At 63.4% G+C, this 20,042-nt stretch carries 15 protein-coding genes and 1 tRNA gene; 8 read left to right on the top strand and 8 right to left on the bottom strand.

What is annotated here, in order from left to right; translation table 11 throughout:
- Positions 1–122: 122 nt before the first annotated feature.
- The gene (locus GQY20_RS11410; RefSeq protein ID WP_157217191.1) at positions 123–2,717 is read left to right on the top strand and encodes a DEAD/DEAH box helicase; all 2,595 of its coding nucleotides are present in this window, start codon (positions 123–125) and stop codon (positions 2,715–2,717) included.
- A gap of 305 nt (positions 2,718–3,022) precedes the next feature.
- Here GQY20_RS11410 and GQY20_RS11415 read toward each other — a convergent pair whose 3' ends face one another.
- From GQY20_RS11415 to GQY20_RS11430, 4 genes are all read right to left on the bottom strand, one after another.
- On the bottom strand, positions 3,023–3,709 hold the full coding sequence (locus tag GQY20_RS11415; RefSeq protein ID WP_157217192.1) for a GNAT family N-acetyltransferase: 687 nt from the start codon (positions 3,707–3,709) through the stop codon (positions 3,023–3,025).
- A 111-nt stretch (positions 3,710–3,820) separates the two neighbouring features.
- A complete protein-coding gene (locus GQY20_RS11420) occupies positions 3,821–6,163 on the bottom strand; it encodes a TonB-dependent receptor (protein ID WP_198350918.1) in 2,343 nt (780 codons plus the stop codon).
- A gap of 307 nt (positions 6,164–6,470) precedes the next feature.
- Complete coding sequence (locus GQY20_RS11425) at positions 6,471–7,367, bottom strand: diacylglycerol/lipid kinase family protein (RefSeq protein WP_157217194.1); 897 nt, start codon at positions 7,365–7,367, stop codon at positions 6,471–6,473.
- A gap of 73 nt (positions 7,368–7,440) precedes the next feature.
- Positions 7,441–7,959 (bottom strand): MarR family winged helix-turn-helix transcriptional regulator, encoded by a 519-nt coding sequence (locus tag GQY20_RS11430; protein WP_157217195.1) that lies wholly within the window; start codon positions 7,957–7,959, stop codon positions 7,441–7,443.
- Positions 7,960–8,065: 106 nt separating this feature from the next.
- Here GQY20_RS11430 and GQY20_RS11435 point away from each other — a divergent pair, with 106 nt between their 5' ends.
- The 4 genes from GQY20_RS11435 to GQY20_RS11450 all read left to right on the top strand — a co-directional run bounded on the left by GQY20_RS11435 (position 8,066) and on the right by GQY20_RS11450 (position 13,771).
- Entirely contained in the window at positions 8,066–9,178 is a 1,113-nt protein-coding gene (locus GQY20_RS11435) for an S-(hydroxymethyl)glutathione dehydrogenase/class III alcohol dehydrogenase (RefSeq protein ID WP_157217196.1), read from the top strand.
- A gap of 109 nt (positions 9,179–9,287) precedes the next feature.
- Positions 9,288–10,136, top strand: coding sequence for an S-formylglutathione hydrolase (fghA, locus tag GQY20_RS11440; RefSeq protein ID WP_157217197.1), 849 nt, complete (start codon positions 9,288–9,290; stop codon positions 10,134–10,136).
- Positions 10,137–10,207: 71 nt separating this feature from the next.
- The gene (gene hemB, locus GQY20_RS11445; protein WP_157217198.1) at positions 10,208–11,203 is read left to right on the top strand and encodes a porphobilinogen synthase; all 996 of its coding nucleotides are present in this window, start codon (positions 10,208–10,210) and stop codon (positions 11,201–11,203) included.
- Between the two features lie 309 nt (positions 11,204–11,512).
- The gene (locus GQY20_RS11450) at positions 11,513–13,771 is read left to right on the top strand and encodes a TonB-dependent receptor (RefSeq protein WP_232475999.1); all 2,259 of its coding nucleotides are present in this window, start codon (positions 11,513–11,515) and stop codon (positions 13,769–13,771) included.
- Positions 13,772–13,822: 51 nt separating this feature from the next.
- Here the strand turns inward: GQY20_RS11450 and GQY20_RS11455 are convergent, their stop codons facing one another.
- On the bottom strand, positions 13,823–14,332 hold the full coding sequence (locus tag GQY20_RS11455) for a hypothetical protein (RefSeq protein ID WP_157217200.1): 510 nt from the start codon (positions 14,330–14,332) through the stop codon (positions 13,823–13,825).
- An 82-nt stretch (positions 14,333–14,414) separates the two neighbouring features.
- On the opposite strand from GQY20_RS11455, the gene GQY20_RS11460 reads away from it, so the two are divergent.
- The 3 genes from GQY20_RS11460 (at position 14,415) to GQY20_RS11470 (ending at position 15,718) form a co-directional block, all read left to right on the top strand.
- A tRNA-Arg gene (locus GQY20_RS11460) sits at positions 14,415–14,491 on the top strand.
- 244 nt (positions 14,492–14,735) lie between these two features.
- The gene (locus GQY20_RS11465; protein ID WP_157217201.1) at positions 14,736–15,065 is read left to right on the top strand and encodes a hypothetical protein; all 330 of its coding nucleotides are present in this window, start codon (positions 14,736–14,738) and stop codon (positions 15,063–15,065) included.
- A gap of 77 nt (positions 15,066–15,142) precedes the next feature.
- Positions 15,143–15,718 (top strand): DUF2076 domain-containing protein, encoded by a 576-nt coding sequence (locus tag GQY20_RS11470; RefSeq protein WP_157217202.1) that lies wholly within the window; start codon positions 15,143–15,145, stop codon positions 15,716–15,718.
- A gap of 70 nt (positions 15,719–15,788) precedes the next feature.
- On the opposite strand, the gene GQY20_RS11475 is transcribed toward GQY20_RS11470, so the two are convergent.
- From GQY20_RS11475 to GQY20_RS11485, 3 genes are read right to left on the bottom strand one after another with little or no spacing between them, the layout of a single operon-like run.
- Positions 15,789–17,243, bottom strand: coding sequence for an efflux transporter outer membrane subunit (locus GQY20_RS11475; protein ID WP_157217203.1), 1,455 nt, complete (start codon positions 17,241–17,243; stop codon positions 15,789–15,791).
- An 8-nt stretch (positions 17,244–17,251) separates the two neighbouring features.
- Complete coding sequence (locus tag GQY20_RS11480; protein ID WP_198350919.1) at positions 17,252–18,808, bottom strand: MDR family MFS transporter; 1,557 nt, start codon at positions 18,806–18,808, stop codon at positions 17,252–17,254.
- A complete protein-coding gene (locus GQY20_RS11485; RefSeq protein ID WP_157217204.1) occupies positions 18,805–19,950 on the bottom strand; it encodes an HlyD family secretion protein in 1,146 nt (381 codons plus the stop codon). Before GQY20_RS11485 ends, GQY20_RS11480 begins: the two co-directional genes overlap by 4 nt.
- Positions 19,951–20,042 lie beyond the last annotated feature (92 nt).

The following is a 20,042-nucleotide window of genomic DNA, read 5'->3' on the forward strand; positions in this document are numbered from 1 at the left end:
ATACCCAGTAGCTACGGTGCTCTGGCGACGCATGTTGGCGAGCCATGCTGGCAAATCGAATTGCGAGGTGTCGAAACGATCTATAGTACAAATTAAATGACATCTTTGAACGGGTTCGTTGCATGGCCTTTAAGAAGAATACACCGACACTCAGCGCACCGGATTCTCCTGCCAAGCTTTTCCAGACTCTAACCCGGCGCAAGCTGCCGGATGTCATGACCCATCAGCGCGACATGCTCAGCGCCTATGGCGAGCAGATGGTCGATGAGGCGGATGTCGCTCTTCAACTTCCCACCGGCAGCGGGAAAACGCTGGTCGGCCTGCTGATCGCGGAATGGCGTCGGCGCAAGTTCAAGGAACGCGTCGTCTATCTTTGCCCAACACGGCAGCTCGTCAACCAGACCGTTGACCAAGCCCAGAACCGCTACGGTATAGATGCGGTCGGCTTCACCGGCTCCAAGCATAACTATCCTGCCGCGGCGAAGTCCGATTATACGACCGGTAGCAAGATCGCCGTCACGACCTATTCCAGCCTTTTCAACGTCGGTCCGTTTTTCACCAATCCCGACGTTGTCATCATCGACGATGCGCATGCCGCTGAAAATTACATCGCCAAGATGTGGTCGCTGGAAATCCGCGCCGGCGAGGAGGATCATGCCCCGCTCCATGCCGCAGTCAGTGGCTTGTTGCGCCCCTATCTCACCAGCCAATCCTATGCGCGCCTGACCGGCGAATGGAAGGATCCCTCCGACGCGAATTGGGTCGATAAGCTGCCCTCGACGGTGCTTCAGGAAATCGCACCACAGCTCACCGCGATCCTCGATGCCAATTCCGACGCCAGTGACGACGTGACCTTCCGCTGGAGACTGCTACGCGATCATCTGACTGCCTGCCATGTGTATCTGGCGTCCCGAGAAATCCTCATCCGGCCACTGATTCCACCTGTCTGGACTCACAGATCCTTCGCCAGCGCGAAGCAGCGCATCTACATGTCGGCGACGCTCGGCGCCGGTGGCGATCTTGAACGGCTGACCGGGACTGCATCGATCGCGCGCCTGCCTGCCCCCGAAGGCTTCCGATCGACCGGCGTCGGGCGCCGTTTCTTTATCTTTCCCGGCCTCTCGCTCGAGCCGGCCGAGGGCGAAAAGCTACGCCTGCGGATGCAGAAGCTCGCCGGCCGCTCCGTCGTTCTGACGGCCAACGAGCAGGCTGCCGCGGCCATTCGAGTGCAGGTCGAGGAGTTGGATGGCTTCGAAATTTTCAATGCCGCCGACATCGAAGATTCGAAGGATGCCTTCATCCATGCTGATAAGGCCGCCGCGATTATGGCCGGCCGCTTCGACGGCATCGACTTCCCCAACGACGAATGCCGTCTGTTGTGTCTCGATGGCTTGCCCAAAGCGACTAACGCGCAAGAGCGCTTCCTGATGACCAAGATGAGTGCCAGTGCGCTCTTCAACGAGCGTCTCCAGACGCGCGTGCTGCAGGCTGCAGGGCGCTGTACGCGGGCGCTGCAGGATCGCTCTGCGGTCTTCGTGACCGGCCATGAGTTGCTGGAATATCTCGCCGACGACCGTAATTGGGCGCACTTTCACCCCGAGCTTCAGGCCGAGCTCGCCTTCGGTGTCGAGCAGTCGCGTGGCGTAGAATCCGGTGAACTCATCGCTAACTTTAAAAGCTTCCTCGCCAATAAAGATGATTGGGCGGAGGCAAATACCGCAATTCTCGACGATGCCGAAAACTATACGCAGACGCCGTATCCGGCGATGGACCTTCTTGAGAAGGTGGTCGCTCGGGAAATCCGGTACCAGAAGGCTCTTTGGATGGGCGACGCCGACACGGCCCTGGTAGAGGCGCGCGCGATCACGGCCGAGCTGACCGCGCCGGAGCTGCGCGGCTATCGCGCTCTGTGGCACTATCTCGCCGGTGCCGCCGCCTGGTCGATGTCGAAAGCGCCCAACGACGCGCACCAGAAAGCCGCGCGCGAGCAATTCGTGGAGGCGATGAAAGCGGCCCCAAATGTTGGCTGGCTATCTCGGCTCGCCAAGGCAGAGTCGGCTGCGGAAGCAGCGGAATCCGATATCGTCGATCAGGACGCCATTGCTCAGGTCGAGCGCCTCGAAGCGGTCCTGCTCGGGATGGGAACCGCAAACGATCGCGCATTCGAGAAGAAGGCCAAGCGCATTTTGAAGAACCTTGCCGTGCCTGCGACTTTCGAGGAGGGGCAGCGCGAACTAGGCGAGCTTCTCGGTTTCGCGGTTGGGAACGGGGAAACCGACGCAGCCCCCGATCCGTGGTGGTTGGGTGAAACCAAGGGCATCGTGTTCGAAGATCATGCTGCCGGCAGTGCAACGACCATTTTCGGTGCCGAGAAGGCCAAACAGGCGGCGATGCATCCTGACTGGGTCAGGGACAATGTACCTGGTGCCGACGAACTTGCTATAACGGCGATACTCGTCACGCCCTGCACCAAGGCCGGCATTGGTGCTAAGCCAGCGCTGAAAAAGGTTCTCTACTGGCCCCTGGATGACTTTCAGGCACGGGCAAAAGACGCCTTGAACTTGGTCAGGGAGCTAAAGGCGAAACTTCCCCCGCATAGCGACCTGTTTTGGAAGGATGAGGCCAAAGAACGGCTTCATAAGGCCGGTCTGACTCAAGTGACCATCATCGGCCGGCTCAAGACCGCCTCTGACGCGATGCAGTTCGCAAGCAAGTAGATTCTGACGTTTAGCGCGGAAGGGGCGCCGATCGCAGCCTCGCCAATAGGCACCGCCAACCCGCTAGTGGCTTGCTGATCGCTTCAATGTGCAGATCCGCAGCGTCCGCTTTCACACAGAAAAGGCTTAAAGCTGCCAGTCCCCAACCGGCCCAGGTGGCGCCGTAACCAGCGGCGTGAATGAACGGCAGGTTTCAAGGCCAAGCAAGGCATCGTTGAATGTCGCCTTTGCCGGCGTATTGCGTCATTGGCTATATGGCTTCGGTCATCTTCTGAGAACCCAGGCTTAGCCGTCACTTCGATGACTCAGCCGCGGGTGAGCCTCGTCATCAGCACCTCCCGCCGCACGCTGAAGCCGAGGCTCTTGTAGAGCGCGATCGCTCCGCTATTGCTCGCATAGGCGTGGAGAAACGGCATTTCGCCCCGATCCAGGATACGCTGGGACACCAGCCGCATCAGGGCGCCCGCATAGCCGCGGCCGCGATGGTCCGGATGCGTGCAGACGCCGCTGACTTCGGTGAAGCCGTCGGGTTTCATGCGCTCGCCGGCCATCGCCACCAACCGCCCCTCCGCTCTCACGCCCAAGAAGTCGCCCAGCCGATGTGTGAGGGCGAAGAAGGGCCCGGGCTGGGTGAGCGTAGCGAGCGCCAGCATGTCCGGCCCATCTGCGTCGCCGAGGGCGACGATTTCGAAATCGGCCGGCCGTCCGGGCGCGAGGCTCTGGGCCGTCATCTGGACGCCGGCGTCCTGCGACACGATCGCCACGCCGGGCGCATCGGTCGGCGGATCGGCCTCCAGCAATGCCACGTCACCCTGTTCGGCCACGAGCGCGCCGAGGCTGGCAAGGCTCTCGTCCGACCGGTCCATGACCGCCGCGAAGACCCCATAGTCCGGATGATATCTGCGGGCTGCGCCCTGCACGAGCGCGAAGGGGGAATGGCGTCCCTGGAGGGCGGAGAGGACCGGCAGGTCGAGAGGATGAGCAGGGGTCATGCACGGCTCATAGGGCATCGCGCGGGGAAGGGGGATGCGCCGCAGCCGCCACCTTAAAAAAAGCCCCCTCCCGTGTGACGGGAGAGGGCTTGGATTGCCGCGGACGGCTGCTCAGTATTTGAAGCCGAGCGTGACGCCGTAGGTCCGCGGATCCAGATAGTTGGCGTCGACCAGGCCGCCGAAATTCGGGCCGAAGTCGATCTTGTTGATCACCTTGCGGTCGTTGGTGAAATTCTTCACCCACAGCATCGCATAGCCCTTGAGGCCGCTGTGTCCGAGCGCGATCTCGTCCCAGCGCAGGCGTGCATTGGCGATCGTGGTCGAGGGGATGAAGTAGCTCGCCGCCGTCGCGACCAGCGGGAAGTTCGGATCGTAGGTCTTCTGCCCCGGCAGGGCGAAGGTGTGGCTCTGATACTGCACGTCGCCGGACAGGGTCAGCTTGCCGTCCCGATCGCCGTCCCAAAGCCGGAAATCGACGCCGCCCTGCAAGGTGGTCCGCGGTGCCTTCGGGAAATAGCGGTTGTTCGCCACGTCCTCCGTGTCGCCGGACGCGTTGGTGTCCAGATATTTCAGGAACTTGGTACGCAGCAGGCCGACGGAGCCGTACAGGTGCAGGCTGTCGATCGGCCGCGCGTCGAACTCGATCTCCACGCCCTTCACGCGCGCCTTGCCGGCGTTGCGGTTGATCGTGGTCGAGGCCCCGTTCTGCGGCAGGAAGGATGCCACCTGCTTGTTGATTTCGGTGTTGTAGAAGCCCGCGATGTTCAGTGTCAGGCGGCGATCGAAGAAGCGGCTCTTGATGCCGAGTTCGAACGACCGGTTTTCCTCCGGCTTGTAGGGGATGCGAACGTCGGCATCGGTGCCCGCGTCGGAATTGAAGTTGCCCGAGCGGAAGCCGACCGAATATTTGGCATAGACGTTCAGATTGTCGGTGAACTGATAGGCGACGATACCGGTCGGGCTGACGTTGGAGAATGTCTTGTGGACATTGTCCGCCTTGGTGATGTCGACGACGACGGTACCGGACAGCAGGTCCTGGAAGAAGCGGTTGACCTGCTTGCGTTCGCTGGTCCAGCGCAGGCCGCCCGTCACGGTCAGCTTGTCGGTGACCTTGAAGTCCGCCTGGCCATAGGCTGCCCATGCCTTGGAGCGGATGCCGAGCACCGTCTCGAGCTGCGATCCGCCGAGGAAATAATATTGCGGATCGTCGCCCTGGGCATTGTCCTTGTAATAATAGCCGCCGACCACATAGCTCAGCCTGTCGTCGAACAGATTGCCGGTCAGCTGAACTTCCTGGCTGAACTGGGTGTAGCGATTGTCGAAGCCGCCGAGCGCCATCGAAAGGGGCGTGCCGTCGATGTCGTTGCCGAGCGGCGCCTGATCGACCTTCACCTTGCGATAGGCGGTGATCGACTTGAGCGTCGCCGGGCCGAGATCGAAAGTGCCCGTCAACGAATGACCATAGACGGTCGAGAAATCGCGCGAGCGCAGATTGTTCGACGTCGTCTTGGGCCGGTTGTCGTTCGGCACCACATAGAGATAGACCGGGATGCCGATGTAGAAGGGCGAATCCGGATCGAGGAAATTGCCCTTGCCGATGGCATAGAGGCTCGTGAACGGATGTTCGCGGGTCTCCGAGCGGTCATAGGTATAGTCGAAGGTGATCCGGTCGGTCGGCTTCCAGCGCACCTGCGCGAGCAGGCTGTAGCGGTCCTTGTCGTCCAGATCGCCGACCGCCGTCGGTTCGCCGAAGGCCTGGGCGACGCCGTAGGGATCGGGCACCAGCTTGGTGAAGCCGTCGCGCTTCTGGATGATGCCGGCCACCTTCACGAACAGATTGTCCGTCACCGGCACGTTCACGAGCCCGCGGAACGACATGTAGTTGTAATTGCCGTAGCTCGCCTCGCCCTCGATGCGCAGCTTGTCGGAAGGCTTGCGCGTCACGAAGCTGACCGCGCCGGCCAGCGTGTTGCGGCCGAACAGCGTGCCCTGCGGGCCGCGCAGCACCTCGACGCGCTCCAAGTCGCCGATGTCGAACACCGATCCATAGGCTTTGCCGACATAGACGCCGTCCAGATAGAGGCCGACCGCCGGATCATAGGTGATCGTGTTGTTGGTCGTCACCGAGCCGCGGATCGAGATCTGCGTCGAGGAGGAGGACGTGTTGCCCGTCGTGATCACCAGGTTCGGCGCGATGCCGGAAAGCTGGTCGATATTGTTGAGGCGGCGCGCCTCGATCTGGCCGGCACTGATCGTCGAAACCGCGACCGGCACCTTCTGCAGCGTCTGCTCGCGCCGCTGCGCCGTCACGATGATTTCGCCCGTCGGTCCGCCGCCCACGGCCTCGCCCTGCTGCGCGGCGGCCTCGGTCTGCGCCGATGCGATGCCCGGTGCCGAGATGACGGCTGCGACCGCGCCGAACAGGGCCGCGTTGCGCCGATTTTTCAAGAACATGCCAATCTCCCTCCACTGCCGGCGATCCCCGCGGCGCCGGTCGCGTTGAACCGTTGAGAGGAAGAACTGCCCTGTTGCCCGAGAGCCAGGCATATGCCGGCCCCAGGCGCTCATGCACCCCGTCCCCTTTCGCGCGGCTGTTGCCGTCTGGACATGGCAAAGCACAGCCGATGCCGGACAGTCAACATCGGCTAACGCGATTCGTAGCGAGGTGTGTCAGAAACGCACGTTTAAGGCAGGGTTCCGGCCAAAATCTTCTGATTTGCGGTGCTGCGCTGCCGCATAATGACCGAATCCCAAATTCCGGCTAATCCGGCAGGTGCGGCGCGGCGACTTCGATGACGCCCGCGGCGATCTTCGCGGCTGCGGGCGTATGGGCCAGCACTTCGCCGTCGATCGAGATGGGCAGGGGCGGCTCGGTCTCGATGCGCAGGGCCTTGCCGCGGAATTCGCGGGTCGTGCGCTTGCGCAGGCGCAGCTTCATCAGGCTGGCGGTCCAGCTCCACAGCAGCCGGTGGCGGGCGTTGCCGATCACGGCCTGGACGACGATTTCCCCGGAATCGACCTCGGCCTCGTCGACCAGTTCGGTGCCGCCATGATAGCCGCCATTGGCGATGCGCACCTCGACCGCGTCGATCATGTGGCGCTGCCTGCCGTCGTCGACGATCAGCCGGAACGGGCGGAAGCGCGTGAACTTCCACGCTGCCCAGGAGAGGTAGCCGGCGCGGCCGAGGACGCGCTTGAGGCCGTCGGGCACGGTTTCGGCGATCAGCGGCGCGATGCCGATCGAGGCGCAGTTCACATAATAATCGTCGTCGATCATGCCGAGATCGATGCGTCGGCGCTGGCCCTTGGCGATCACTTCCACGGCTCCGGGCAGGTCGAGCGGGATGGCCAGCGATCGTGCGAAGCTGTTCGCGGTGCCGAGCGGCAGCAGCGCGAATACCGTGTCGTGGCCGACGAAATGGTCGACCACTCCGGAGAGCGACCCGTCGCCGCCGCCGACGATCACCATCGGCACGCCCGACGCGATCGCGGTCTTCACCGTCTCGCCCATCCGGTCGGGCTTGCGGACCGCATGTGCTTCGCTGAGCGTGACGCCGGCCTTGCTCAGCAGCTGGCAGGCATGGCGGAACAGTTTCCGGCCCTTGCGGGACTTCGCGTTCACGATCAGGGCGGCGCGGGTTGGCAGGGGCTGGCTCATCACAGAGCCGTAACGGTCGAAACGCCATTCGGATGCATCGGCCGCGCGGGGACAAGGCGCCGCGGCGCCTCCCTCACACGTCTTCCAACTCTCCGCCGTCGCGCAGCAGCCGTGCATTGGTTCGCAGGCGCGACAGGAAGCTTCGCAGCTGGGCCTGCTCCTCGGCGCTGAAGCCGGCGAGCAGCATCGTCTCGCGGGCCAGCGCGACGCGCACCAGCCGGTCGTGCAGCGTGTCGCCCGCCGCGGTCAGCCGCAGGGCCCGCCCGCGCGGATCGCCGGCGCCGCGGCCGACCGCGACCAGCTTGCGCAGCTCGAGCTGGCGCAGCGACCGGCTGACCGCCGCCTTGTCGAGTTCGGAGGCGTCGCAGATCTGGTTCGCGGTGATGCCCGGGTGGACGCGCAGATAGGCCATCAGCCGCCATTCGTTCAGGCCGATGCCGAACTGGCCGAGATAGGCGCGCGAGGCGCTGCGCGCGATGCGGTTGGCGATCGCGATCAGCGTGAACGGCACGAACGCGTCGAAATCCAGCTTCGGCGCATCCAGCGCGGGCAGGTCGAGCGGAGGAAGCGCACCGGGACGGTCGAAGGGCATGGCGGCACTGTTTCCCGACTCAGTTGACTTGTCAAATATGGAACGGATAGGTCAGGCGGCGCCCCGCACCTGGGGTGAAGCAAAAGTCCATCTCGGAGACGCCCCGATGAAGACCCGTGCCGCGATCGCCGTCGCGCCCAACAAGCCGCTGGAAATCCATGAGGTCGATCTCGACGGCCCCCGGCCGGGCGAGGTGCTGGTCGAGATCATGGCGACGGGCGTCTGCCACACCGACGCCTACACGCTGGAAGGCAAGGATTCGGAGGGCATCTTCCCCTCGATCCTCGGCCATGAGGGCGCGGGCATCGTGCGCGAGGTCGGGGCGGGGGTCACGTCGGTGAAGGTCGGCGATCATGTGATCCCGCTCTACACGCCGGAATGCAGGCAGTGCAAAACCTGCCTCAGCCAGAAATCCAACCTCTGCACCTCGATCCGTTCGACCCAGGGCCAGGGGCTGATGCCGGACGGGACCAGCCGCTTCAAGCTCGGCTCGGAGACCATCTACCATTATATGGGCTGCTCGACCTTCTCGAACTTCACGGTGATGCCCGAGATCGCCGTCGCCAAGGTCCGCGAGGACGCGCCCTTCGACAAGATCTGCTACATCGGCTGCGGCGTCACCACGGGCGTGGGCGCCGTGATCTACACCGCCAAGGTGGAGCCCGGCGCCAATGTCGTCGTCTTCGGCCTCGGCGGCATCGGCCTCAACGTCATCCAGGGCGCCCGCATGGTCGGCGCGGACAAGATCATCGGCGTCGACATCAACCCCGGCAAGCGCGCCATGGCCGAGCGTTTCGGCATGACCCACTTCATCAACCCGAACGAAGTGGGGATGGACAAGGTCGTCCAGGCGATCCTCGACGTGACGGGCGGCGGTGCGGACTATTCGTTCGACTGCACCGGCAATGTGAAGGTGATGCGCCAGGCCCTCGAATGCTGTCATCGCGGCTGGGGCCAATCGATCATCATCGGCGTCGCCGAAGCGGGGCAGGAGATCGCGACACGCCCGTTCCAGCTCGTCACCGGCCGCGTCTGGAAAGGCTCGGCCTTCGGCGGCGCACGCGGACGCACGGACGTGCCGAAGATCGTAGACTGGTACATGGACGGTAAGATCAACATCGACGATCTGATCACGCACACCATGCCGCTGCAGGACATCAACCGTGCCTTCGATCTGATGCATGCGGGCGAGTCCATCCGATCGGTGGTGATTTACTGAACGATCGAAGTCCTTTGCCTCTCCCCGCCGATCGCCATTTCCATCCTGCTCTATCGCTTCGTGTTCAGATAGAACCGGCGGCGCGTTTCCGCCGCCGGCGGAGACGCGCATGACCATCGAGACGCTTTCCACCAATCGCAGCTTCGGCGGCATCCAGGGTGTCTACAAGCATGCCTCCGCGGCCACCGGGACGGACATGACCTTTTCCGTCTTCGTGCCGCCGGAGGCCGAAGCCGGAAAGACAATGCCGGTCGTCTGGTATCTGTCGGGCCTGACCTGCACACATGCCAATGTGACGGAGAAAGGCGAGTTCCGTCGCGCCTGTGCGGAACTCGGCCTCATCTTCGTTGCGCCCGACACCTCACCGCGCGGCGAGGGCGTGCCGGATGATCCCAATGGCGCCTATGATTTCGGGCTCGGCGCCGGCTTCTACGTCGATGCGACCGAGGAGCCTTATGCGGCCAATTACCGGATGTATTCCTATATAGTCGAGGAATTGCCCGATCTGATCGCAGCCCATTTCCCTGTCGATATGAGCGCTCAGGCTATCACCGGCCATTCCATGGGCGGGCATGGCGCGCTGACAATCGCGCTCAAAAATCCGGCCCGTTTCCGATCGGTATCGGCCTTCGCGCCAATCGCTTCCCCGCTACGCTGCCCTTGGGGGGAGAAGGCGCTGACCGGCTATGTCGGTCCGGACCGAACGGCCTGGCGCGCCTATGACGCCACGGCGTTGATCGAAGATGGCGCGCGCGTGCCGGACATCCTCGTTGATCAGGGCGATGCCGACACGTTCCTCACAGGACAGCTCAAGCCAGAATTGCTGGCTGAGGCTGCCGAGAAAGCGGGAATTCCGCTGACCCTTCGGTTGCAGCCGGGTTACGATCACAGCTATTATTTTATCTCGACCTTCATGGACGATCATCTGCGCTGGCACGCGAAGCGCCTGAAAGGCTGATGCCGTCTTGCCGTGTGGATCGGCAAGTTCCATCATGACGGACGCAAGAAACCGATTTAAAAAGCCCGCATATGACCACCGCTTCCTATCCCGCCCTCCGCATGCGGCGCGCGCGCGCTTCCACCTGGAGCCGGGCCCTCCACGCGGAAAACGTGTTGACTCCGGCCGATCTGATCTGGCCGTTGTTCGTCACCGAAGGGCGCGCCGTGGAGACGCCGATCACCACTCTGCCTGGCGTCTCGCGCTGGTCGGTCGATCTCATCGCCACCAGGGCGAAGGAGGCATATGCGCTCGGCATCCCGTGCCTCGCGCTTTTTCCGCATACGCCGGTGGACCTTCGCAGCGAAGACGGCGGCGAAGCGCTCAATCCCGACAATCTGATGTGCCGGGCAATCAAGGCGATCAAGGACGCCGTGCCGGGCATCGGCGTGCTGACCGACGTGGCGCTGGATCCCTATACGTCGCATGGCCAGGACGGCATCGTCGATGAAGAAGGTTATGTGCTCAACGACGAGACGATGGCCGTGCTGGTCGAGCAGGCGCTCGTCCAGGCGCAAGCCGGCGCCGATATCATCGCACCGTCCGACATGATGGACGGGCGTGTGGGCGCGATCCGGCGTGAGTTGGAGGAAAGCGGCCACCATAACGTCCAGATCATGGCCTACGCCGCCAAATATGCGAGCGCCTTCTATGGGCCGTTCCGCGATGCGGTGGGGTCGCGCGGCATATTGAAGGGCGACAAGAAGAGTTATCAGCTCGATCCGGCCAATGGCGAAGAGGCGCTGCGCGAAGTCGCGCTCGATCTCGCCGAGGGAGCGGATAGTGTGATGGTGAAACCGGGCCTGCCCTATCTCGACATTTGCCGTCGGGTGAAGGAGCGTTTCCAGGTTCCCGTCTTCGCCTATCAGGTGTCGGGCGAATATGCGATGCTCGAAGCTGCGGTGGCAGCCGGTGCCGGCGATCGCGATGCGCTCGTTCTCGAAACACTGATGGCGTTCAAGCGTGCCGGCTGCTCGGGCGTGCTAACCTATCATGCCGTGCATGCGGCACGCCTCCTCGGCGCCTGAACGGCAATTAAAATCCAGGAAAACGAGGTAGTTGGATAGCGATTGGCGCGGTCTTCGACCTGCGCTGAATAGGTGTGCCATTTCCCCCAAACTGAAAACCTATTAACCAAATTGTAGATAAGTTCTCCTAGGCCTTGCCGGGTAATGAGGTGGGACGAGCGGTATGAGCCGCCGATCATCACCCGTTTATTGTCGGGCAAGCTCGGGTGATCAGGTGTGAAAAGGGTGGCTCTCGGACTCACGGGTTCCTTATTGGCGATCAGCGCTGCGACACAGACGGCAGCTCAACCGCGGACCGCGGACAGCCGTGTGGGAGCGATTGACGAGATCGTGGTGACCGCGACCCGCCAGGCTCTGCCGCTGGCGCGGGTACCGCTGAGCGTCAGCGCCTATTCCCAGCAATCGATGGACGAACGGGGCGTCAAGTCGATCGCGGACATTGCGCGCTTCACGCCCGGCGTGGCCTATCAGCAGGACGGCAACAATGTCGCCATCCGCGGTATCGCGTCGGCAGCGGGCGCCGGAACGACCGGCATCTACATCGACGATACGCCGATCCAGGTTCGTACGCTGGGCTTCGATTCCGACAATGCCTTGCCCGTGATCTTCGATCTGGAGCGGGTAGAGGTATTGCGTGGGCCGCAAGGCACGCTGTTCGGCGCCGGATCGGAGGGCGGGACGGTTCGCTACATCACGCCGGCGCCCAGCCTCAACAACTGGCATGGCTATGCCCGAGCCGAGATCGCCGGCATTCAGCACGGCGGCCTCAACTATGAAGGCGGCGCGGCAATCGGGGGCCCTATCATCAGGGACAAGCTCGGTTTCCGGATCAGCGCCTGGCATCGCCGTGATGGCGGTTATGTGGACCATGTCGACAACGCGACCGGTGCGATCACGAGCCGCAACACCAATAGCAGCGATGTCACCGTCATCCATGCCGCGCTCGGCTGGCAACCCACATCCGAACTATCGATCACGCCCTCGGTTCATTTTCAGCGACGCGTGCAAAATGACAGCGGCATCTTCTGGCCGGGAATTTCGGATCCGGGAAAGGGCGTCTTCAAGATCGGGACGCCCGAACTCCAGCATATGCCGGACCGTTTCTGGCTTCCCTCGCTCAAGATCGAATATGATCTGGGCGGCGTCCAACTGATCAGCAACACCTCCTGGTTCCGCCGCGACAATCTGAGCGGCTATGACGCCACAGTTCTCAATCTCACTTTCTATCAGAGCCTGCTGCCGGCAGATTCCCCGCCGCTGCTGACTTCGACGGGGATCAACAAGGCGCTGCCATTCTATGCCGCGCAGGGCCTCGTCACCAACAAGCAACGCAACTTCACCCAGGAAGTCCGCCTGCAGTCGAGCAATCCCAATGCGCGTGTGAACTGGACGGTGGGTTTCTTCTATCAGGTCAATCGCCAGCGCAGCGAGGAGCATCTGCGCGATCCGATGGCCAACGACATCTTCCCGCTGCTGTTCGGAACGAGCATCGAGGATTATTTCGGAGCGCCGCTCTATCAGGGCGTCGACAGCTATACCAACCAGACCCATGGGCGTGACAGCCAGATTGCAGGCTATTTCGATATTGGCTGGCGCATTACCGATACGCTGAAGATCAACGGCGGGCTGCGCTATGCAAGGACGCGCTTCTCCTTCTCCAACTTCGCGGACGGTCCGCAAAATGGCGGCTTTTCCAGCGCATCGGGCGCCACCACCGAACATCCCTTAACCCCGAAAGTTGGCTTGACGTGGCAGCCGAACCGGAACAACATGCTCTATGCCACTTGGGCGAAGGGCTATCGGGTCGGCGGCGCGAGCCCGCCGGTGCCGCTCGACATCTGCGCGCAGAGCCTTGTCGACTTCGGCATCGAAAACCCGCCCTCCAGCTATAAAAGCGACACGGTCAGCAGCTTCGAATTGGGCACCAAGAACCGCCTTTTCGGAGGCCGGCTCCATGTCGAGGCGAGCGCCTTCTTCATCCGCTGGAACAACATCCAGCAATCGGTGCTGCTGCCGAGTTGCTCGATCCAATATACCGACAATCTCGGTACCGTGCATGCCAAGGGTTTCGACCTGCAGGCGAGTTTTCGGCCAGTCGATGGCCTGACCCTGACCGCGGCGGTCGGCTATACGGACGCGCGCTATGTGACTACGGCGCACGCCGGCAGCAGCGGGAGCGGCGGCATCATCGCTGCGAAGGGCGATGCCATAGAGGGGCATCCCTGGACGCTGAGCCTGGGCGCCGAATATGAGTTCGGACCTGTCGAGCGGCGCTATTATGTCCGCGCGGACTATGATTATTCGAGCCGCAACCATTGGCTCACGCCCGATCGGGATCCGGAAACCGAGGTCTATGATTCCGCCAATGTGGCGCCGAGCGCCACGCATTTCCTGAGCGCGCGGGCCGGCGTGCGCATGGGGCCGGCGGACGTTTCGCTGTTCGTGGACAATTTGCTGGACAATGCGCCGCTGCTGTCGCGCACTCGCTTCGATACCGAAGCCTTGCTGTTCATGCAGCGCAGCTGGACTCCGCGGACCATGGGCCTCACGGTCGCGTATCGGCTCTGAACTGGGTCGCGCGCCGACCGCGGCCCGCGTCGCGAAGGGCCGCGGGCTTGATCAGGGCTGCGGCAGCATGCCCGCGAGCCGCTGCACCTCGGCCTGCTCGGCTGCATCGAGCTTTCCGGCTTCCACGATCGCGGCTTCGAGGGAGTCGGTGTCCGGCGGCGTGTCGAGCTTCTGCTTTTCGCTGAGCAGGGTGTTGAGCTGATCCAGCGACGCCGTCACCGGATTACGAAGGCTTTCTAGTGCCGTAAGCCTTTGCTGCGCATCCAGCCAAGGATCACTGCCGGCGCCGCCGGCCCGGCTTACCGCCTCGCGCGTCGAAGGAAGCGCGTCCTGAAACAGACGATCGCCGCGACGAGCCTCGCCGATCAGGTCCGCTACCTGTGCCTCAAGCGCCGAATCCGTTTCGCGGGCCGGAACCGGTCGAGGTGGAGGTGGGGTGTCGAAGCCGACCTGCTCGATCGGCCGGGGCGCGAGGGAGGGATATTTGGAGGACAATGTGCAGCCGCCGAGCAGAAGCAGCGTCGATGGGAGCAGCAGCAGGGACCGGAGGCGGTGAGACATGGATTCTGCTCTAAGATCGTCGTTCAATGTCCGCAACGGGCTTGCGTCCTGCGCGAACCCCTTCTATGAGCGCGCTTCCAACGCGCCCGTAGCTCAGCTGGATAGAGCATCAGACTACGAATCTGAGGGTCGGACGTTCGAATCGTTCCGGGCGCGCCATTATCTCCGCGATCCTCAGGATCGGCAGGGGTTCTTGCTCTTCAGCTGCTTCACATTCCGGACATTCGACGCTGACTGGCCTGCGCCGATCGCTTGGCGATGCCTTCACCTGTCGGCATTGCGACACGGTGATTACGGCGCTGCAATGTTCATGAATATCGGCTGGCGATAGCGTTTTCATTCCATTCAAGCCGGTTCAGGCATGTCCGCCACCATCCAAGAGACGTTGGAACTGGAGGCTTCCATGAGTCGAGTGTCAAAGGTGGTAGTGGCAGGCGCGCTGGTCGCCCTGTTGGGTGTGGGAACGGTGGCTCCCGCCGAAGCGCATGGCGACGCCGGAGCAGCAGTCGTCGCCGGCCTCGTCGGCGCAGGCCTGGGCGCGGCGATCGCATCGGATCATCCCCATCGGCATTATTATTATGAGGGCTACGCGCCGCCCCCGCCGCCACGCGTCGTTTATTATGCCCCGCCACCGCCGCCCGCTTATGCTTATGACTATGTCGAACATTGCCGTGTGTTCGATCGCTGGGACGGTTGGGCCGGACGGTATGTCCGCACGCGTCGCTGCTGGTAGCCCCCAATCCATTACCTTCCGCCAGACGTGCGCCCTCTGCCGAACGCTAAGAGCGCGGGCATGATATCGAGGTTCCGATGACGCCAGACGAACGCATCTTGCTTTCCCATTTTCTGGACGATTTGGTCGCCGCGCGCGGCGGACCAAAAGATGGAGAGGCCGACAATCTCATCCATCAGGCACTCGCTGCCAACCCGGATGCGGCTTATCTGCTCGTCCAACATGCTATTCTGGCCGATCAGGCGCTCCATACCGCACAGGATCGTATCGCCGATCTGGAGCGGCAGCTTCAGCCTCCGGCGGTGTCCTCGGCAAGCTTCCTTCCACCGCAAACGCCGGGACCGTGGGACAGCCGCCCGCCGCAACCCTATCAAAGCTATCCCCAGGATTATGCAGCCGAGCCACGGCCCGGAATTTTCTCAGGTGGAGGCGGACTGGGCAGTTTTCTGCGCAGTGCCGGCACGATGGCGGCTGGCGTAGCAGGTGGAGAAATGCTGTTCAGCGGGCTTTCCGGCCTGTTCGGACGCCATCAGGGCGGCAGCATGTTCGGTGGCGGCCAGGGTTTTCTGGATCGCCCCGAGGAAGTCGTCGTCAACAATTATGGCGACGGCTTTTCCGATGGCGGTGATTTAGACGACCGGAGCGACTGGTAGCCGCCAAGATCCAAACCATCCTCACCGAAAAGGCGTAAACGCCTCATCGGCCATCGTGGCCCCTCCGGTTTTAGTTCCAGCCGAGGCCGAGGGCCTTCTGGATCGATACGAAGTCGGTGGTCAGGCCCGCCTCGGCCACCGAGAGGCTTTGCTCGGCAGCGATCTGCTGGCGCTGGGTATCGAGCAGATCAATGAGTGTCGTGGTGCCGGCCTTGTAGCGATCGGCGCTCAATGCTGCCGCCTGATCGGCTGAGGCCTTCGCCCGGGCCAGCGTCGCGACAGTCACCCGCCGATAGCGGAAGCGGGCCAGCGCATCTTCCGCATCGCGCAGCGCGCCCAGCACCTTGGAGCGATATTGCGCTTCCGCTTCGGCGCGTACGCCTTTGGCCTGATCGACTTGCGCCTTGGTCCGGCCGAAATCCAGGAAGCTCCAGCTCAGCTGCGGCGCTGCGAGCAGCGTGAAGTCGTCGAGCTTGGTGAGATCCGAGGGTCTGGTACCGCCGACGCCGATGATACCCATGATGCTGAGCCGCGGAAAACGGGCCGCCTCGGCCGTGCCGATCTTGGCTGTGTCCGCCGCAAGCGTCCGCTCGGCAGCGCGAATGTCGGGCCGATGGCGCAGGAGCAGTGCCGGATCGCCGATCGCGACCTGCGCGGGGGGCAGGGGAACGGCGGCCGGGGTACGAAGCTGATCGTCGAGCGCGCCGGGCTCTTCACCCACCAGCGTCGCGAGGGCGTTGAGATAGGCTTCCATCTCGGCCTTCAGCGGCACATTGTCTGCGCGACTATTGTCCAATTGGGTCTGGAGGCGGGAGACGTCCAGCCGCGAGGCCGTGCCGCGGTCAAAGCGCTGCCGGGTCAAGCTCAGCATCTGCTCCTGTTTGGCGACCGACTCCGCATTGAGCCCGATGCGGCGCTGGCGATCGCGCAGATTGACGTAGGCCTGCACCACTTCGGAGGTCAGGCTGACGATGGCATCGTCGATATTCGCCTGGGCCGCCTCCGTGCTGGCGCGGGCGGCCTCGACCTTGCGGCGCTGCCCGCCGAACAGATCGACCTCCCAGCTGGCGTCGAAGCCGACATTGTAGAGGTTGAGCGCGGAGGCGCCGCCGGATCCACTGGAATTGCCGGAGCTGTCCGTTCCGTCTCCGCTCGAGCCGTTGGACTGATTCAGATCGACGCCCGGAATACGGGCATGGGCATAGAGTGCGGTGGCGTCAGCCTTGGGCAGGAGATTGGCTTGCTCGCTGCGGAGCGAGGCACGCGCTTGCTGAAGCCGCGCACGCACGGCCTCCAGATCGGGATTGTTCGCGACTGCCCGGTCGACGAGCTGGTCGAGCAGGGGATCGCCGAGGCTGGCCCACCAGCGCGAAGCCGGCGCCCGGCTGTCGACCGGAATGTCGCCCGCGCGAACGAAGGCATGCCCGGCTGCCGCATTGGGGGCTATTGTGGGCGGTCCCGAATAATTGGGGCCGACGGTGCAGCCGGCCAGCGCAAAGAGGAGAAAAAGCGAACGAGTGCGCATGGCGGATCTCAATGCATAGCGACCGGCTCACCGCCCTTGGGCAGCGGCCGCAGGAAGAGGACGAGCGGGATGACGAACAGGATGCCGACCGACAAAAGCCAGAACAGATCGATATAGGTCATGGTCAGGGCTTGCGTCTGGATCGATCCCTCCAGTGCGCGATAGGCCGAGGGATATCCGCCCAGCGCCTGGGCTTGCCCGGCCATATAATCCTGCACGCCGACGTTGTTGGCGGACATCGACTCTTCGATCCGGCGGCTGTGCAACCACAAGCGCTGATCCTGCACGACGGCGATGCCCGCCAATGCGAGTGATCCGCCGAGGTTACGCGCGCCGTTGAGGAGACCGGCGGCGTCGCTCGCCAACTCGCGTGAGACAGACCGGATCGCTGCCTGGTTGAGGAACATCATCGCGAAGATGGAGCCGACGCCGCGCATCAGCTGGGAGTCCACGAATGCCCCGCCGGTCGACAGCGGCGTGAGGTCGGTTTCCAGCCAGGCGCTGATCGCCAGGACGCTCAACCCGAAGGCGACGGCAGCGCGAATGTCTAGCGAGCGGATCAGCCAGGGCGTGAACGGCATCATCAGGATGATCGGCACGCCGGACAGCAGCACGATCATGCCCGACTGGAGTGAATTGTAGCCGGAGATTGCAGCAAGAAATTGCGGGATCGTATAGGATGTTCCGTAGATCGCCATGCCGACCGCCGTGGCCATCATCACCACGCTGCCGAACTGCCGGTCGCGGAGCAACGACAGGCGTATCACCGGCCTCTTGGCAAGATATTGCCCGGCGAACAGGCAGAGGAAGCCGGCCGCGGACATGATGGTGAGCCAGATGATCGTCGGGGAGGAGAACCACTGCTCGCGCTCGCCCTCTTCCAGAACCACGGTGAGCCCGCCGAGACCGAACATCAGTCCGAGGATCCCGAGCCAGTCGGCCTGGAGCAGCTGGTCCAGCCGCGCCTTCTGGTGCGGCATCCCGACCAGCAGCAGCGCAATCAGCGCGATGCCGATCGGAAGATTGAGAAAGAAGGCATAATGCCAGCTCACATTCTCCGTGAGCCAGCCGCCGGTGATCGGCCCGACGACCGGACCGAGGATCGCGGTCGATCCGAACAGGGCGCTCCCGATCGGCTGCTGGGAGCGCGGCAATCGCGTCGCGATGATGGTCTGCGCCGTCGGGATCAGCGCACCGCCGGTGAAACCCTGGCCGACGCGTCCGATGATCATCATCGGCAGCGAATTGGAAAAGCCGCACACCATAGAAAAGCCGATGAACAGGGTGACGGCGGCGAGCAGGAAGGTACGAAGGCCGAACACCCGTTCCAGCCAGCCCGAAAGCGGAATGATGACGATCTCGGCCACGAGATAGGCGGTGGCGAGCCAGGTTCCCTCCGTTCCGCTCGCGCCGATCTCACCCTGGATGGTCGGCAGGGAAGAGTTCACGATGGAGACGTCGAGCGTTGCCATCAGCGCGCCGAGCGTGCCGGCCGCGACGGCGAGCCAGGCGGTGGCGTCGGCATGCTCCTCATGCGGGCTGGTCGTGGCGGCTGTGCTGCTCACGGCCGTGCGCGGCTACGCGCCTCCTCCTGGTCGCGAATGCCGTCTTCGATACCCTTGGCGGAGATGGTGTCCACCTTCACCGTCACGGACAGTCCCGGCACCAGCACCTTGCGCGCCTCCGCGCCGGCATCGATCGCGATGCGGACCGGGACGCGCTGCACGATCTTGGTGAAGTTGCCGGTCGCGTTCTGCGGCGGAATCAGGGAGAATTCGGCGCCGGTGCCTGGCGACGTGCTCTCGACATGGCCGCGCAGATCGATGCCGGGCAGAGCGTCGACATGGATCGTCGCCGGTTGCCCCGGGCGCATGCGGCCGATCTGCGTCTCCTTGAAATTGGCGACGATGTAGATGGCGCCGAGCGGAACCACCGACATCATCCGCGTGCCCGCCTGGACGAATTGCCCGACGCGGACGCTCTTGTCGCCGATGCTGCCGTCGACGCTGGCCCGTATGATCGTCGAGGAAAGATTCACGTTGGCAGCCGAAAGCTGAGCCTGGGCAGCCTCACCCTGCGCCTGCGCCTGGCGTACCTGGGCGCGGAGCGAACCGATGCGGCGCTCCGCGCTTTCGAGTGCGGCACGCTGGGCCGCGGCGGTATTCGCGGCCTGGGCCGCCTGGTTGCGTAGCGACGACAGCTTCTCGCGCGTTTCGGCTCCGCTTTCGGCAAGCGGTGTATAGCGGGCCACTTCGTTCGCGGCGAACTGGGCGTCGCTATTGGCTACGCCCAGTTGGGCGCGGGCTTGGGCGATCGCCGCCTCCTGTTCGCGGATGGTGGCCCGAACATTGTCGGCATTGGCGGTCGCGACGTCGATCTGGGCCTGGTATTGGGCGGTTTGCGCGCGATAGTCGCGCGGATCGATCCGGACGAGCGGCTGGCCGGCCTTCACCGCCTGATTGTCGGTCACGAAGACCTGTTCGACATAGCCCGAAATTTTTGGGCCGACCGTCACCGAGTCGGCGCGAATATAGGCGTCGTTGGTGCTTTCGACATATTTGCCGCGCAGTTCGTAGTGAACCAACCAGATGACCAGCGCGACGATTACCACCACAGCGGCGATGAGAAGGCCGCGGCGGAATGCAGGGCTTCGAAATCGCCCGTTGCGATCCGCCGGACCGGAGCCGGCTTCCGATTCGTCCGCCATCTTTGTGTTCCCGAGCCCAGATTCTCAAATTGTGCGGCTGCACAGTTGGCAAGTCGCGACCGATATGGCAAGACCATATGGTATGGAACCTC

The organism is Flavisphingomonas formosensis, from assembly GCF_009755815.1.
Lineage (GTDB): Bacteria > Pseudomonadota > Alphaproteobacteria > Sphingomonadales > Sphingomonadaceae > Flavisphingomonas > Flavisphingomonas formosensis.

Coding starts and splice junctions, on each gene's coding strand:
- GQY20_RS11485 (WP_157217204.1), bottom strand. CDS start 19,950: ATGGCGGACGAATCGGAAGCCGGCTCCGGTCCGGCGGATCGCAACGGG.
- GQY20_RS11410 (WP_157217191.1), top strand. CDS start 123: ATGGCCTTTAAGAAGAATACACCGACACTCAGCGCACCGGATTCTCCT.
- GQY20_RS11425 (WP_157217194.1), bottom strand. CDS start 7,367: ATGAGCCAGCCCCTGCCAACCCGCGCCGCCCTGATCGTGAACGCGAAG.
- GQY20_RS11455 (WP_157217200.1), bottom strand. CDS start 14,332: ATGTCTCACCGCCTCCGGTCCCTGCTGCTGCTCCCATCGACGCTGCTT.
- GQY20_RS11475 (WP_157217203.1), bottom strand. CDS start 17,243: ATGCGCACTCGTTCGCTTTTTCTCCTCTTTGCGCTGGCCGGCTGCACC.
- GQY20_RS11420 (WP_198350918.1), bottom strand. CDS start 6,163: ATGTTCTTGAAAAATCGGCGCAACGCGGCCCTGTTCGGCGCGGTCGCA.
- GQY20_RS11415 (WP_157217192.1), bottom strand. CDS start 3,709: ATGACCCCTGCTCATCCTCTCGACCTGCCGGTCCTCTCCGCCCTCCAG.
- hemB (WP_157217198.1), top strand. CDS start 10,208: ATGACCACCGCTTCCTATCCCGCCCTCCGCATGCGGCGCGCGCGCGCT.
- GQY20_RS11470 (WP_157217202.1), top strand. CDS start 15,143: ATGACGCCAGACGAACGCATCTTGCTTTCCCATTTTCTGGACGATTTG.
- fghA (WP_157217197.1), top strand. CDS start 9,288: ATGACCATCGAGACGCTTTCCACCAATCGCAGCTTCGGCGGCATCCAG.
- GQY20_RS11430 (WP_157217195.1), bottom strand. CDS start 7,959: ATGCCCTTCGACCGTCCCGGTGCGCTTCCTCCGCTCGACCTGCCCGCG.
- GQY20_RS11435 (WP_157217196.1), top strand. CDS start 8,066: ATGAAGACCCGTGCCGCGATCGCCGTCGCGCCCAACAAGCCGCTGGAA.
- GQY20_RS11465 (WP_157217201.1), top strand. CDS start 14,736: ATGAGTCGAGTGTCAAAGGTGGTAGTGGCAGGCGCGCTGGTCGCCCTG.